At 30.8% G+C, this 15462-nt stretch carries 12 protein-coding genes, 1 tRNA gene and 3 pseudogenes; 1 reads left to right on the top strand and 15 read right to left on the bottom strand.

All coding sequences use genetic code 11. The features are described from left to right. Positions 1-76: 76 nt before the first annotated feature. The 14 genes and pseudogenes from IPP08_11260 to IPP08_11195 form a co-directional block, all read right to left on the bottom strand. Positions 77-2626, bottom strand: coding sequence for a polysaccharide biosynthesis tyrosine autokinase (locus tag IPP08_11260; protein QQS66324.1), 2550 nt, complete (start codon positions 2624-2626; stop codon positions 77-79). 153 nt (positions 2627-2779) lie between these two features. Next, the gene (locus IPP08_11255) at positions 2780-3229 is read right to left on the bottom strand and encodes a LytR C-terminal domain-containing protein (protein ID QQS66323.1); all 450 of its coding nucleotides are present in this window, start codon (positions 3227-3229) and stop codon (positions 2780-2782) included. 351 nt (positions 3230-3580) lie between these two features. Further along, positions 3581-6196 carry a DEAD/DEAH box helicase family protein gene (locus IPP08_11250; protein ID QQS66322.1) on the bottom strand — a complete coding sequence of 872 codons (2616 nt, stop codon included), beginning with the start codon at positions 6194-6196 and terminating at the stop codon, positions 3581-3583. Positions 6197-6225: 29 nt separating this feature from the next. Then, a complete protein-coding gene (locus IPP08_11245) occupies positions 6226-6591 on the bottom strand; it encodes a four helix bundle protein (protein QQS67883.1) in 366 nt (121 codons plus the stop codon). 31 nt (positions 6592-6622) lie between these two features. Beyond that, positions 6623-7458: pseudogene (locus IPP08_11240) on the bottom strand (Bro-N domain-containing protein). After that, the gene (locus IPP08_11235) at positions 7430-7888 is read right to left on the bottom strand and encodes a GxxExxY protein (protein ID QQS66321.1); all 459 of its coding nucleotides are present in this window, start codon (positions 7886-7888) and stop codon (positions 7430-7432) included. The pseudogene IPP08_11240 and the gene IPP08_11235 overlap by 29 nt, the downstream one beginning before the upstream one ends. A gap of 31 nt (positions 7889-7919) precedes the next feature. After that, positions 7920-9758 (bottom strand): annotated as a pseudogene (locus IPP08_11230) (site-specific DNA-methyltransferase). Between the two features lie 304 nt (positions 9759-10062). Further along, positions 10063-10811 (bottom strand): annotated as a pseudogene (locus IPP08_11225) (DUF1275 domain-containing protein). Between the two features lie 149 nt (positions 10812-10960). Continuing rightward, complete coding sequence (locus IPP08_11220; protein QQS66320.1) at positions 10961-11116, bottom strand: hypothetical protein; 156 nt, start codon at positions 11114-11116, stop codon at positions 10961-10963. Continuing rightward, positions 11106-11414 carry a hypothetical protein gene (locus IPP08_11215; protein QQS66319.1) on the bottom strand — a complete coding sequence of 103 codons (309 nt, stop codon included), beginning with the start codon at positions 11412-11414 and terminating at the stop codon, positions 11106-11108. The genes IPP08_11220 and IPP08_11215 overlap by 11 nt, the downstream gene beginning before the upstream one ends. A 50-nt stretch (positions 11415-11464) precedes the next feature. Further along, entirely contained in the window at positions 11465-11785 is a 321-nt protein-coding gene (locus IPP08_11210) for a hypothetical protein (GenBank protein ID QQS66318.1), read from the bottom strand. Positions 11786-11788: 3 nt separating this feature from the next. Next, the gene (locus tag IPP08_11205) at positions 11789-12343 is read right to left on the bottom strand and encodes an RNA polymerase sigma factor (GenBank protein QQS67882.1); all 555 of its coding nucleotides are present in this window, start codon (positions 12341-12343) and stop codon (positions 11789-11791) included. 114 nt (positions 12344-12457) lie between these two features. Further along, positions 12458-13573, bottom strand: coding sequence for an agmatine deiminase family protein (locus IPP08_11200; GenBank protein QQS67881.1), 1116 nt, complete (start codon positions 13571-13573; stop codon positions 12458-12460). A gap of 271 nt (positions 13574-13844) precedes the next feature. Continuing rightward, positions 13845-13916 (bottom strand) — tRNA-Glu (locus tag IPP08_11195). A gap of 148 nt (positions 13917-14064) precedes the next feature. On the opposite strand from IPP08_11195, the gene IPP08_11190 reads away from it, so the two are divergent. Beyond that, positions 14065-14679 (top strand): hypothetical protein, encoded by a 615-nt coding sequence (locus IPP08_11190; GenBank protein QQS66317.1) that lies wholly within the window; start codon positions 14065-14067, stop codon positions 14677-14679. 61 nt (positions 14680-14740) lie between these two features. On the opposite strand, the gene rsmI is transcribed toward IPP08_11190, so the two are convergent. After that, on the bottom strand, positions 14741-15436 hold the full coding sequence (gene rsmI / locus IPP08_11185; GenBank protein ID QQS66316.1) for a 16S rRNA (cytidine(1402)-2'-O)-methyltransferase: 696 nt from the start codon (positions 15434-15436) through the stop codon (positions 14741-14743). Positions 15437-15462 lie beyond the last annotated feature (26 nt).

The raw sequence follows: 15462 nt of genomic DNA, 5'->3' as shown, positions 1-15462 counted from the left end.
ATTTTAATCCCAAATTTAAATGTTCAACAATTGAAATTTAAATTACTAACAAAATTCTTAGATTTAAAAAAGTTCATTAAGCATTTTCTTCAGCTGCTTTTGCTCTTTTATCTTTTCTGTTTACTGCTTCTTCATTCTGACCATAATAATTATAATATCTATAATACCTATAATATTTATAAGTTGAACCATAACTCTGAGATACATCAAAATCATTTAGAACAGAGCCAATTGGCTTAACTCCTACTCTTTCAAGCTCTTCAAGGGTTTTTTCAATATATTCAATTTTAGTTCTTTTAGCTCTTGTAACTAACACAGTAGCATCAGCCATTGTTGAAAGTAATACTCCATCAGTTACTGCACCAATTGGAGGAGAATCAATTACAATCATATCATACATTCCTTTAAGTTCATTCAATACTTCCATCATTCTTCTTGAACCTATAAGCTCAGAAGGGTTAGGAGGAATTGTGCCAGCAGTTAACAAATCTAAATTTGAAATGCCAGTTTTTACAATTGCTTCTTCTGTAGTTACACTCCCAACTAAGCAATTTACCAAGCCCGGCTCTTTAGGAACATTAAAAATTGAATGCTCTACTGGTCTTCTCAAATCACAATCAATCAACAAAGTTTTTAATCCATTCTGAGCAAATACAATTGCTGTATTTGTAGATGTAGTAGATTTACCTTCTTGAGGTATTGAACTTGTTATAAGTAAAGTTTGTACTGTTTTATTAATAGATGCAAATTGAATTGCTGTTCTAAGCGAGCGGTATGACTCAGTTACAGGCGATTTTGGATTAAAATGAGTGAGTAAATGGGGTGAAGGTTGCCCATTAATTAAAGATGTTATTGAATCAGTTTTAGATGGAATTAACATACTCTCAGTAATTAATGGAATTGCTGTAAGAACATTAAGCCCAACCTTTTCAAGTTCATCTGGTGAGTAAATTGTTGAATCAGTATAAGCCAATAATACAACAATACCTATTCCAAGAATTGCTCCAACAAAACAACCAATGATTATATCTAAAATTCTGTTAGGTGAAATAGGTTTGTAATTAGGTCTTGCACCTTCAATTACTCTTACAGGTGAAAAAGTTGAAGCTACTTCAATAGTTTTCTTTTGGAATTCTTCACCCAACAAAGCATGCATTTTTTCAGTCCCTTCCTTGCCTCTTTTTAGCCTTCCAATATTTAGAGTTTGTTCTGGTATTTGAGAAATTTCTGATTTTACTTCATTATAATTTTTGTTCAACATTGCAAGCTGTGCTTTCATTGATGATATTCCAATTTCATCATTTACAACAGAGCTTTTAACTTCGTTCAAGCCAGCAACAGGTGAATAATCCTGAGCATAAAATTTTGGTGGAGGCAATAAAGATAATGCAGAGTTCTTGTATTCTTCAGTTGCTTTATTTAACTCTAATCTTAACCCATTAATCTGTTCTTCCATAGATTTTAATTGGCTCATATACCTAACATTGCTTGCTCTAATTGGGTTCTCAATTCTTAATCTATCTCGCTGTATTGTTAAATCTGCAATTTCTTGTTGAAGTTTATTAATCTTATACCCAGAGGATGCTGCAAATGAATTCACAAAATCAGGTTCAACTTTTGATATTAAATCTTTATTCCCTTGCAATTTCTTCTCCATTGAAGAAATTTCTACACTAACTTTAGTTTGTTGTTCTTTTAGATTATTTAATGATCTTTGTAAATCACCAATTCTATCAACATCACCTGGAAGACCGTTATTTTCGAGATAATTTTTTAATGAAACTTCTTGTTTGTTTAAAGAATCATCTGTTGTTTTAATTCTATCGGCCAAAAATTCTTTTGTGAGTTCTGCATTCTTTCGACTATAAAAAAGATTGTCATCCTGATATACATTTGCATAAACATTAGCAATTAATGCTGCCTCATTTGGATCTCCAGATTTAGTCATGATATTAATAATATCAGCATCTTTAGATGGAGATGTAGTGATTAATTTTTTAAGTGTCTCAGAAATATGAGTGAATATTTTCTTATGAACTTGTTCTGGTGTTAAATTTTTAATTCTAGGTTTGATTGCTGTTTCTGCACTTTCAATAATTGGAATTACTGTTGTTTTATTTGAATCTAAAAATCTTTGTAAAATTAATCGCTTGGCTGTCTCTTCAAAAATTGGGGTTGAATTTATTATCTGTAATTCTTTTTTTAAATTTCTTTGAGGATCTTCCCAATTTGACATTTGACCAGAACGAGTAATTGGATCAAGTTTATCATTGTGTTGATCAATTAAAATCTGCATTGATGTCTCATATACAAATGGCTGAGAAAAAGTATAATAAGCCGCTGCCGCACCTGTTAACAAAAGACAAGATAATATAACCCATCTACCACGCCATAACATCCCAATGTAATCACCAACTGAAAATCTTTGCTTTTCTTTTCCACCAGTTAATTCATCTTGTAACCTAACAAGTTCTGAAATTTGTTGCTGTGAATTAGGGCTTTGGTTTAAAGCATTATTATTGTTGTATCTTTCAGGAACGTAACTACTTCCATTAAGGTTTCTTTTAACTCCACCATTAATGTTATTGTTATTACTACTTGAGTTTAAGTTCTTTTCGCTATCCATTATTTATTTGTGTGTGTGCAATACAATGTTAAAAACTGAGAGTATCAAATTTATTACCATTTAAATTCATGGTAATAATAATTTATTTAAAAATTGTTTACTAAATGTATCAATTAAGTCAATTGACAATTAAAGTTAAAAAAAACATAAAAATCATTTTCCTTCTTTCATGGGTCTCAATCTCATGAAATCTTGACCTATAACAACAGTGGCTCGTAAGTATAAAGTTGAATCAATATTTATCTCAATTCTTTTAGGGTCAATCCCCAATGAATAAGCTACTTTACGAGCTGATATGGGGTCTCCTACTCTATCAAGAATTTTAGAATATTTTTCAATTTGAGGTAAGTTGCCAGTTTCAGGAACATCAAATTTTCGCTCCCTCAAAAAATCAGCAAATTTCTTTGCAACATCTGTAACTCCACATGCATTCAATACATCAATCTGAATTACTTCACCAGATTTAACAAGCATGTCGCTTTGTTCAATTGTAGAATTTACTTTTGGTCTTAAAAAATTTCGCTCAACAAACCCATAACTCAATACAATAATTAGCGGTATTGTAACACAAAGAAGAATTATTGTGAATGCTTTTGTTCTCATAAATTTTTAAATTAATATTTATATATGGTATAAATAATTTTACAATTCTCAATTTAATGAAACTTTATTTAAGTGTGAATTAAGATTGAGTAAATGTTCTATTTTGGTGTAGATTCTTTTTCATTATTAAATGACTTATCGGAATTTTAAGGTTTTGTTTTTTATTGTACCATGGGTTTGTTTTTTTCATTTTTGAGCATCTAACACTAACTACAGATTAGTATCCCTTTTGTAATATTCAACAGAGGAATCATACATATTGTTTTCTAATAATATGTATGATTTATTTATGTTTTAGACTTTAGATTTAAAACTATTATACAACCACAAATTTGATAACCAAATGAATTATTAAATGTACTTAATGATATTTAAAAATTCATCCAATTTATATGCTCCATCAACTGTTCTTCTTTCATATACCATAAAGTAACGATAATTATTCCCTGCCTTATTTGCCCAATACTGACCAAGTCGTATTTTAGGATCAGCATCTAAATGGTCACCTTTGGTTTCTAATAAAATTGTCTTACCACTTTTAGATTGAATAATGAAGTCAGGATAATGATTTACAAAGCCATTAATTCTAAAGCCTTTCCTTTCAATGTTTCTTGTCCAGAAAGTAATGTTTGTCATGTTACCAATTTCATTGATTACACGTTCTTCATAACCGTTCATGCTTCCCTCTTTCTCATAAAGAGATTTTGTGATGTTTTTTGATGTGTCACCAGGAGAAATGCTTTTTGGCAAAGTGAAAGATGGCTTTATTAAAACCTGATCTGTGTCTAAAAAGTCCTTGAATTTCTTCTCTGCAAACTGCTCTGAAAGTGCTATAATCTTAAACTTGATTTTGTCTTTGTAAGTGTATTCGTTGGCTGCTAAGTCGCCAAACTGCTCGTCTTTAAAATCTTCTAAAATTCTGTTGATGTATTTTTCAATTTCCTTGTCGGGAATTGGAAACATATTCCCAATTAAATCCATCAAGCGTTTTGTAAAGTTTTTTACTCTGCTCTCTTTTCGTGATGGATCAAGAATGTAAGCCATTATACTTTCATTTACAACTCCATCAAGCCTTACAAATGTTGGAGTATGTTCTTTTTTAGTTTCGTCTAAGTCAACTTTGTAAAGTTCTGCTGTTATACTGTCAAAAGCAATATTTGAGTCTGCTTTGCTCAATGCAAATCCATTTAAAAGATTTTCCTTTTCTAAAGGCAATGACGTCTCATTCATTCCGAATAAATCGTTTGCAGGAACTTTTAGATAAAACTGTGGTATGTTTATTTGTTCTGCCTGTTCTTGGAAAATGTCTTTAATGCTGTATGTTTTCACAAGCCGTTGTATTTCGTTTGGCAAAGCCGTTGTATTGTTTGCTTCCATTTCAAATACTGTTTTTTCAAAGGCTTCATTTTGTTGAATTGCAGTTTGTTCAATTTTGGAAACGGTAGTGTTTGGTAATTCTGTTTCCGATGGAATTGAAATTCTTGTTGTGTCAATGTCAGAAGTAATATCATCTTCTGTTTCTTCGTTTATTGGGAAAACAGTAAGCTGATGTAATGGGTCTTGTTTCTTGGCTTCTTCTAACATTGCAGGGTCAGCCAGTTTATAATCTTTATCGCTGAAACCTGCTTTGTTCAAGCCTTTTACAATGTTGTCTAAAGTGTCAAGGAATTTTGATGATGCCGTTAACACATAACTCAAATTCAATAACGGAAAGTTATGTTTCATCACATAAGGTTGGCGTAAAACTCTGCCCAAAATTTGTTCAACATCAACTGCTGAACTTTTGTCTGCTAATGATGCTAAGATGTAAGCAAACGGACAGTCCCAACCTTCTTTTAATGCGTTGATGGTAATAATATAACGAACTTCACATTCCTTGCTCATTAAGTCAATGCCTTTTATTTCATTGATGTTTGCCGTTTTTATTTTGATTTGTTCGGCAGGAATTTTTAACTCAATAAGTTTTTCTTTTAGTTTCTGAACATTTGATTTTTCTTCTTCTTCGTTCAAAAAGTTTTTTCCGTTTTTGGGTTGTGCCTGAAACAATACAATTGGTCGAATGTATTTACCCCCTTTTTTTTCTTCTTCAATTGCTTGCAATTCCAAACGCTTTTGAAGCTGTAAACTGGAATTGATTACTTCTGTTTTGTCTTGATGGTTGTAAACAATTACAGGAAGTTTCACCATGTTTTCCTTTTTCAATTCTAAGGCATCAATGAAACTTATGATATTGCTGTTCTTTCTCGGAGTGGCTGTTAGGTCAAGAATAAAACAAGGATTAAATTCTTTGAGCATATCCACACTTAATTCCGTTTCTGCGTTGTGGCTTTCGTCCACAACTACCATAGGATTTAAGTATTGCATCACTTTCATTAACGATATTTCTTCGTCTTTACCCAATAGTGTTTCAAAAGATTGAAGCGAACCATTTTGGTCATATACTTTTCTACCTTCTTTGTTGGCTGTTCGGATGCTATCAAAACTCAACACAAAAATATTCAACTGTTCTTTTACCGAAGTAGCGTTAAAGCCACTACCCTGCAATAATGCTGCTTTGTCAAATACTTCAACTTTATTACCGAAATGAGAATTTATTTTTTGGCGGTATGGGTGGTTTGTGTCTTTAAGATTTTTAATTGTTTGGTCTAAAATGGTAATAGACGGTACCAACCAAACGACCGCTTTGGGTTTGTCGTAAGTAAAGGCATCAAAAATGGTTTTGATTGCGTTGCAAGCAATAAAGGTTTTACCGCCTGCGGTTGGCACTTTCACACAAATATGTGGCACTCGTGCCACATTGTTTTTATATGGTTCTATGGCTGTGCCAGCAAAAGGAAACAAAGGTGTTTTTGGGTGATTAGCCCAAAAGTTATAGAACGCATCTTTCACGTCTTTGGTTTCTTGCACTTGCTCCAAAAACAATGAAAGGTCGTTTATTACTTGCTGTTGATATGGTTTTAATTCCATTGCTTAATTTACGATTGTTGATTTGAGATTTACGATTGTTGATTTTGTTTTGCTTTCATTGTTTTGATTGATGACACTACAATTGATAAAATCTCATCGACTTCTTTTTTGAGTAATTCAATTCTCGCAAATGGAACTAATCCACTTTCTTCGAGTATTTCTAACCAATAATGCGTTTCGTCAGTTTCTTCTTCAACAATTTTTAGTTTATTTATAAAATCAGCAGCTGATTTTGCTCTACAAGCGGCTCTGTAATTTGCTCCAATAGAGGTGGAACTTCTTACTATTTGTTTTGCAATTGCCCAAGCTGATGGCTTACTTGGTAGCTCATCAAGAAGCTTAATTACTTCCAATCCTACTCGCTTAGTACGTTTTTTAATTTGTTCCTGCATAATCTTTAAATCGTAAATCTAAAATCGTAAATTATTACTTGTCTATTTGTTTCTTTTTAGTTGTGGATAATGCTTTTGCATTTTGTTTTGTAACTACTTTTTTGCCCGTAGTATTTTCTAATTGTACTCGAGCAGTTTTGCTACTTTGCCGCCTTTTTGAGCTACAATTTTATGTTCGTTAAATGTTGTTGGGTTTTTATCTTTTGATATTTCTGTGGTAGATGCTTCTGCCAACATATTTAGTACCAATTCTAAATTGGTCATGTTATCTCTTAAATTTTCTCTTTTTAAATCTTTAAATGCTTTGTATTGCTTGGTGCTAAAACCACTCCATGCATTGGTAAGTTCATCGGTTAATATGGCAAACTCCTGTCCTTTTTTTACGCCTTTACTTTCCCACTCATCAGTAAGTTCCTTTCGAATTTCAATGCTTTTTAGCCACTGATTAATCCATTCTTTGCTATATCCTTTTTTCAAATAGATTTCCATCAGTCTATCAATTCCTATTTCAGGGTCTTCTATTTCATCAATTCTTTCACGAGCCACTTTGGCTATCCATACTTTAAATGGCTCTGCCTTGGGAGATGGTATAGATTGAACCAAACGAAATATTTGTTCGGTATCAGCCACATCTGTGTTATAATATTTTCCATCCTCCGACTGCATTTTCAGTTGTCCCATATTTTGGGACAACTCACTTCCTTCGGCTTTCATCTTAGTTTTTAAGGCATTCCAATATTTTCTTGGTCGAGGACTGCCGGTCAAAATTTCAATTACATCAATAACTGAAAAATACCACTTCTCTTGTTTCTCGTCCCAATGGGTTCGCACTTGCTTTTGATCAAATATTTTTACTGAATTTTCTTTCATTGTCTGAACCTCTGATTAATTTGATTTTTCTGATTGCGCTGATTTGAATTTTTGGGTTTATAAACCGTTTATATTCTAAACTCTTCGCTCCAAAGTTTAAAAGCATTCCTATTTCTAAATTATATGCCTCCAAATAATTTATTGCTTGCGCTAAATGCACATCTTCTAATTTTATTATGGCTTTTAACTCTAATGAAATTACATTTTCTACCAAAAAATCTACTCTCCTCGTTCCTATTTGCTTTTCCTTGTAAAAAATCAACATTTCAAATTCTCTTGCAAAACTAAGTCCCTGAATTTTAAACTCTTCTTCTAAAGCACGTTGATAAATAACTTCTTGAAAACCATTACCCAAATACTTATGCACTTCAAAAGCACAAGCAAGTATTTTGCTGGTTATTTCAGAATATTTATATTGTTCTTTAATCATAGTAAAATCATTTAATCAATAAAATCAGTGGTCAAAATCTTGTTATGTCTCTTGGTATTTTTTTGAAAATGATGTGATGCTTCGTCATGAAATCTTTTGTAAGCAAACAGTTGTCCGCATAAATTACATACTGCTCGGCTTTGGTTTTCATTGTTGCTAAAAAAGCATGGTCTAATGTGGTTACTTCGTCTTGCTCGTAGTTGAAGTAATACGCTGTATCATTGTTCTTGCCTAAGAAATGCTTGTTATCATTTACGATTTTTGATTTTTGATTTACGATTTCCTCAATTCGTAAATCATCATTCGTAAATCGTAAATTGTCTTTGGTTTCGGTGTAATAAACGTATTGGCGAATTTTCTCTACGCCTACCAATTCATTCAAATTACCATCTTCTAAAAACATTGGTTGTCCTAATTCATAAAAGTCAAAACTCAAATTATGATTTACGATATTAGATTTTTGATTTACGATTTTTTCATTCGTCAATCCCAAATCGTCAATCGTCATTTTTTTTATCACTCTTTTTACTCTTTCCGCTGTAATTGTTTCGGCATAATCTTCCATTTCTATACAAATAAATTTGCGATTGCCACCATCTTGCTTGTTGAGGTTTAATACTGCATGTGCAGTTGTTCCCGAACCTGCAAAAGAATCAAGGATGATGGAGTTTTTGTTAGTTGAAACACTGCAAATAAACTTTATGAGTTCAGATGGTTTTGGAAAATCAAACGTTTTAAAATCAAAAATTTCTTTTAATTCATTTGTTCCTTGTTTGTTTAGATAATCTTTGATTAATGCTTCTGGATATTTATTTAAAAATTCTGCTTCTTCGCATCCTTTTTAAAAAAGTCTTTTCTTATCAAAATGTACCAGATTATTATTAAATCTTTCTGGTTAATGTTTATCTCATGTCCATGTCCCAACTTAATTCCCTCGCTTTCTAGGTCTAATAACAGGTAATCTAGTTTTTAATTAAATCTTCATTGCTTCATCATTTGAAGGTTTTTAACTCTAATCATAATCAAATAAAATCTATAGTCTTCTTGTTTTTAATGATAATAAACTGTATAGCCATTTTGTCCTTTGGTAATGCTCACCACCACCTTGCATTTCTAAAGCCCGTGTACTAAAAAAACCTATTTCGTCTGAAAGATTAAATTTTTTATTATTCTTGATTTGATAAGGTATAAACTCAAAATTGTTTTTTTTGTATGGAAGAATATAATCTGCGGTTGTTATAACTTTACTATTTCCAGTATCATTTTTTGAACCACTACTTTGTTTTCTACTAATTAATCCGAGATAATTTCTTGCCCCAAAAATCTCATCACAAACCAATTTCAGATTAGCTTGCTCATTGTCATCAATAGAAATAAAAATAGCTCCATCATCAGCCAAAAGTTTATGTAACAATTTTAAACGTGGATACATCATACAAAGCCATTTGTCATGTCTTGTAAGGTCTTCCGCTTCTTTGCCTACAACTTGTCCCAGCCACTTTTTTATTTTCGGGTCGTTCACATTGTCGTTATACACCCAACTTTCGTTTCCTGTGTTGTATGGTGGGTCAATGTAAATGCACTTTACTTTTCCTTCGTATTCAGGCAATAATGATTTTAAGGCTTCAAGGTTGTCGCCATGAATAATCATATTTCCAGATGTACGATTTTTTATTTTTGATTGACGATTTACAATTTCTGCATCATTCAATCGTAAATCTTCAATCGTCAATCGTACATTTTCTTGTAGCGGTTTGCCGAGTTCGTCAATCGTAATTCCAAAATCGTAAATTTTTTCCAATACTTTAAATGGAACATCCATGTGATGATTGATAACTTTATCTTTTCCTATCCAGTGTAGTGTTGGCATCTATATTAATGATGAATTATAAATTATTAATGATAAATGATAATAAATGAATTGAACAGTTCGATTTTAGTCTGTAACTTGGTTTGCAAATGTACGTTATAATTTGATAATATTTCTTTTAAGAATGATTTGTATTTATTTTAGATTTAAGTTATTTGTTGAATAGAAATATATTGATTATTAGACTTGTAAATAAATAGTAAATTGGCTTTGTTTGGGTGCTAATGTTCACTACAATTAATGAATCTGCGAACAAATGTTTGACTAACTACAAATGTGAATGTGGAGTACAAAACCACATCTATTAAGTATGAGTTGTTATGCAACGTTTTAATTTAAATCGTTTTTTTTGTCTGTTTTGAATTTTAATTTTCAGTATTAAGTCGTCATATATTATTCCGATAAGTAATATAGTTGCAGCTATTGCTAATACTTAAAGCTGATAAGTTGAATAAAATATACCTCCCACAAGACCACCCAAAAAAAAATAATTATTAAACGTAATTTTATTGAAGAGTAGAGTTTATCTTTTTGGACTTTCCTCTTGTAAAAGAATAATTGAGAAAGCTCTATCCCTAAATCAGTAAACAACCCAGTCAAATGAGTAGCTCGGACTGTTGCATTTGAAATTGTGGTTACTAATGAATTTTGTAAACCCATAGCAAAAAGGAAGGAAAATGCTAAAAGATTCGGATTTTCTGAAAATAAAATCTTCCGAATATTGCTACTAAAAACAGAATATAACTTTCAATTATTGATGGAATTATAAAGATTAACCTAACATTACCTTTTGAGATAATTTCAACAATAACAATTGATACAAAAGATCCTAAAGAAGAAAAAGAAAAAATATAAAAAATAAAAAAACCTTTCCAAAAATTAAGTTTTAAAATTTAGTCAACAAAAAAGGCAAAGTGTCCAGTAACTTTAGTTGTGAAGCGTTGAACAGCTAAAAAACCCCGCAACATTTACTATATCAGCTATTAAGGAAAGCAAAGAAGCAATCCTTAAATTATGTTTTAATGTTCTATTGTCTCCTATGTGTCTAAACATAAATTATTGTCAATTTGTAATTACTAAAGATAGTTCTAAAATATATTAAAATGTTTTGTCAAATTTATTTTAAATTCTTTTCTTTTGAAATCTCATTTATCAAAATAAAAAAAAGCAACCCTTTTGAGGTTACTTTTACTTTTTCCTTTTTACTTTTGAGGAGTTTTTGGAACTTCAGTTTGATCACAATGTGCAAAATGTGAAAAATGCTTTACAAATGGTGGTTTTCCAATGGTGGCAAAAAGTGTTCCAAATGTTATAATTGCACTTACAATTATGATTACAAATCTTTGATTATTTTTCATTAATTTCTTTTGATTGATTAATATTTTTGTTGCAATTGAATTTATAGTTCATTTCTTTTTTAAGCGATGTAAACTCTTCATCACTCATATTTCTAATTTTGTCTGCCATAGAAATTTGCATTTTTGGGTTAAAACCCATTGGACCAGCAAACCTATGCTGCATCATCATTCTTCCCATTCCAAATGGGGTGAAAATAAATTTTAGCAACAACACAATCAATAATAAAGGACCCGTAAAAAATACTATCGCCCCTAATACAACTCCACCAATAATTGGCTTTAAAACATTTTTGTTCATTTTTTAAAATTTTAATTTGTTATAATTAGGTGGTCGATCAAGTTTGTTTTTTACTCTAAATTTTTTTCACTTTTTTCAGTTCTATTTTTCCATTCTTCTTTCATACTTAATTTTTCATCAACAGATAGGTTCATCAATTTTTCTTTAAAAAATTGTTTGGCATAAGGAGGCTTGGGTCTGTTGCCAAATCCAAAACTACCAAACAATATTCTGCTTAAAACAAACAAACCCAATGCTTGTAAATAGCTAATGGTTTTCAAACTTAAAAGTTCAACTAAAATATTGTTCCAAAGTAACATTACCATAAATGGCAAAACCAATAGTATGGCTATTGGTATGAGTATAAAGATTTTTTTTCTGTTATAAGTCATAATCTAAATATTTATAATGTCATTGTAAATAAGTTGCAGTCTCTTTCGTAAATGCTTTGTTGCGTAACCTTTTCTACTGATGATTGTTTTAACTTTTTCTCCTTGTTCATCTGCAATTTGTTGAAGTGTTTTATCTTCCATTTCATTTTCAATAAATACTTGTCTTTGGTTTTCAGGAAGCTCTTCTAAAGCTTTCATTAGTTCTTTCCAAAACATCTCCTTAAACATTGCCAATTCAGGATTCTGGCTTTCGTCTAACAATAATATGTCTTTAATCTCAAAAACACCATCTTCATTTTCATAAGAATAATCTTCAATATTATTTGTTTTCTTTTTGCGATATAAATCAATAATTTTATTTCGAGAAACCGAATAAAGCCAAGCACTTACATTTTCTAATTCTTCTAAGTTAACAATACGACTTAGTTGATACCATACTTCTTGAAGTATATCTTCTGCATCTTCTGCAGTTTTGGTTTTACCTTTGATAAAAGAAAATAATTGCCTGCTGTATTGTTTTACAGTTTCAGAGAGAGTAATTTTATTATTTTCATTCATTGTTAAAGCTATGCTCATTTTTTGTAAGACGAATGAACAATGTTTTTTACTCTAAATATAAGTTTGAAATGTTAATCAATCAATAAAAAACTCTCTTGGATAATTTGTCTTTGTCTAGTTAAAAGGATTATGGGAGATTTGTAAAATTTTTGATTCATCTTTAAAATTGTCATTAATACCTGTTGTTGTTGAAGCCAAAGGTTGTTGTTGCGTAACGCAATGAACCATTCCTCCATTTACATATAAATTCCTACAATCAATTCCAATAACTTTTCTTCCTGGATGCAATCCTTGAATAATGGCGTTTGCAACAGCATCATTAGGGTCTTTGTAATTTGGCACTAATACTACATTATTAGCTATGTAATAGTTGCAATACGAACCTTTATAGCCTAAATTGTTTCCGTAAGTTGTTACTACATCATTTTGTGAAAGTGGTAAATAAACTTTGTTGTAAGCAACATTATTAACGTTACTTGCATTGTAAAGTTTAGCAATGTCAGTTGAGGATAGTCCCCAATAAAGTAAGTCAGCATTATTCATAGTTACTAAAGTGTTATCATTAGCAAACTTAGCGAAGCCATCAATGTGAGCATCAGTAATATCATCTGATTTTAAAAAACCATCAAGCCAAATAAATTTGGTTGCACCAATATATTGTTTTAGGATGGTTTCAGCTTGTGCTTGTGTCATACCAAAATTTCTGATTGCAAGTGCTTTTCCTTTATTTGTTTGAGTTAATATTGAACTTTTTGTAGCTAAAAAAACTCCGTTACCATCTAATTCAAAGGATCCGCCTTCAATTGTCATAACTGAATTTAAATTAACTAATGGCAAATTTATTGCATTTGCTACGCTTGTTGGGATTGAATTACAAAGACTATAATTATAGTCACCACCCCAACCATTAAATCCCCAATCTTCAATAAGTAAATTTCCACCTGTACCTCTTACGAAAATAGGTCCGTTGTCTCTTACCCAAACATCATTTGTTTGAAATAACTTAAAATCAATATTAGTCAAACTAACATTTGTAGCCATAAGCAAATTCGTAATACGCGTTTGTTCAGCTGAGTTATAAGCAATAATATGTACCTTTTCACTTCCAACCAAAGCAGCAGTCATTGATACCCAAGTTGAATCTAACCTGTTGCGATATGTTATACCGTATTCATATTGGTGTGGCCATTGTAACCAAGTTCCTTCGTGGGGTAAGGTTTCGGCAGGCATTTGATATGTCTGTGCAATTAATGTCATTGTAAGTTTAAGTAAAACTAAAATTGTTGTAAATAGTTTCATGCTTTTTATTTTATTTCTTGTGTACATAATAATGTATGACATAAAATTCATTGCTTTTTTAGTTGGTAAAAGATAAATAATTATCAATAAGGGGTCATTACATCCAAAATTACATTAATTCCAAAAATCGTTAAAAGAACAGAAGCCCGCATAAATGCGAGCTTCTGTTGTTTTGAAAATATATCTACTAACTTTTCTTAAGTACTCCCAACGAGATTCGAACTCGTGCTACCACCGTGAAAGGGTGGCGACCTAACCACTAGTCGATAGGAGCATAATTTTTTTTAGGAGGGCAAAAATAAGATATTTTATTTCATTAGCAAACATTTAAATATTTTTTATTTTTTCATTTAATTTAATCTAACACCAAACTAATCTGTTCAAATTCATAATAACTTTTATTTTATACTTATATTGTAGTTATGAAAAATTTATTTTTTAGAGGAAACATAATATTATTAATTGGGTTGTGTTTGTTAATCAAAGTTCAGTTAAAGGCACAATCAATTTCAATTATTTCAAATATTAAAGCAATTAGTAATGAAACAATTACTTCTAAAGACTCAACTAACTTAGCATTTCAAGGTGAAACAAGCTTATCATTAAATCTCAGATTCTTTACATCTGGTATGTGGGCTGTAAGGCTTGGTATTGGATTAGATAATTTAAAGTATCAGATTGACAAAGATGTTTCAACAAGTTATGATTTCAAGAGAAAAGATGTGATAGGTTATTTAGGCTTTGAAAAGCATTTTGATTTGTTAGGTATAAATCCTTATTTAGGTATTGCAGTTCCAATTAAATTTAACACAAATGATATTTTAGGCACTTCACAAAAATCCTTTCAAAATGGAAGTGTAAGATTAGGTATGATGGTGATTACAGGTATTTCATTAGAAGTGGCTAATGTACTTAGAATAGGTGCAGAGTTTAATATGGGTTACGACAAATTTAAAGGTGAACTTTTAAGCACAAAGGAGTTTGATTTAAATAGGATAGATTATAACACTGAATTTACATTTGGTGTAGCTTTTTAAATTTAAATGTATTATAGATTGAATCCTAATTATGAATGAGTAAATTATTTCATAGTTAGGATTATTTTTTCCCTTCAATTATCAAAACGAATTCCCCTTTAATAGAATCTCTGTTAGCATAAATTTCAAATAAATCTTTTAAAGTACCTCTGTTAAATTCTTCATAAATTTTAGTGATCTCCCTGCAAATAGCTCCACGTCTATCTCCGGAAGTATGTTCAATAATTTCACTGAGAGTTTTTAGAATCCTATGAGGTGAGTCGTACATAACAATTGTTCTTTTTTCTTCAGAAATATATTTAAAAAGTGTTTGCCTACCTTTTTTATGAGGAACAAACCCAACGAACACAAACTCATCTGTTGGAAAGCCACTTGCAGTTAAGGCACAAGTTAGAGCCACAGCACCAGGCAAAGGAACAATAACTATATTTTCATTTATAGCAGCAGAAACAAATCTAACCCCTGGATCGCTAATTCCAGGAGTTCCAGCATCACTTACCAATGCAATGCTCTTACCATCATTGATTAATGAAATCAATTGTGAAATTCTACTTTCTTCATTATGAGAGTAACAACTAATTAATTTTTTATTTTCAATTTTGAAATGTTTTAATAAATGGCTAGTTGTTCTAGTATCTTCACAAGCAATAATATCAACATCAGAAAGTATTTTTAAAGCTCTTAAAGTAATATCTTCTAAATTTCCAATTGGAGTTGGAACAATAAAAAGTTTTCCTTTTGAATCTACGTTATTCATTTTTTAGAAATTGTTTTGGTTTAAAA

This window comes from Chlorobiota bacterium (assembly GCA_016700335.1).
Lineage (GTDB): Bacteria > Bacteroidota > Ignavibacteria > OLB7 > OLB7.
This window is presented reverse-complemented; position numbering and strand designations above follow the sequence as displayed.

Bases quoted from the DNA above. Each gene is read 5' to 3' on its own strand.
- IPP08_11260 (QQS66324.1), bottom strand. From the start codon at position 2,626: ATGGATAGCGAAAAGAACTTAAACTCAAGTAGTAATAACAATAACATT.
- IPP08_11255 (QQS66323.1), bottom strand. From the start codon at position 3,229: ATGAGAACAAAAGCATTCACAATAATTCTTCTTTGTGTTACAATACCG.
- IPP08_11250 (QQS66322.1), bottom strand. From the start codon at position 6,196: ATGGAATTAAAACCATATCAACAGCAAGTAATAAACGACCTTTCATTG.
- IPP08_11235 (QQS66321.1), bottom strand. From the start codon at position 7,888: ATGATTAAAGAACAATATAAATATTCTGAAATAACCAGCAAAATACTT.
- IPP08_11220 (QQS66320.1), bottom strand. From the start codon at position 11,116: ATGAAAAATAATCAAAGATTTGTAATCATAATTGTAAGTGCAATTATA.
- IPP08_11215 (QQS66319.1), bottom strand. From the start codon at position 11,414: ATGAACAAAAATGTTTTAAAGCCAATTATTGGTGGAGTTGTATTAGGG.
- IPP08_11210 (QQS66318.1), bottom strand. From the start codon at position 11,785: ATGACTTATAACAGAAAAAAAATCTTTATACTCATACCAATAGCCATA.
- IPP08_11205 (QQS67882.1), bottom strand. From the start codon at position 12,343: ATGAATGAAAATAATAAAATTACTCTCTCTGAAACTGTAAAACAATAC.
- IPP08_11200 (QQS67881.1), bottom strand. From the start codon at position 13,573: ATGCCTGCCGAAACCTTACCCCACGAAGGAACTTGGTTACAATGGCCA.
- IPP08_11190 (QQS66317.1), top strand. From the start codon at position 14,065: ATGAAAAATTTATTTTTTAGAGGAAACATAATATTATTAATTGGGTTG.
- rsmI (QQS66316.1), bottom strand. From the start codon at position 15,436: ATGAATAACGTAGATTCAAAAGGAAAACTTTTTATTGTTCCAACTCCA.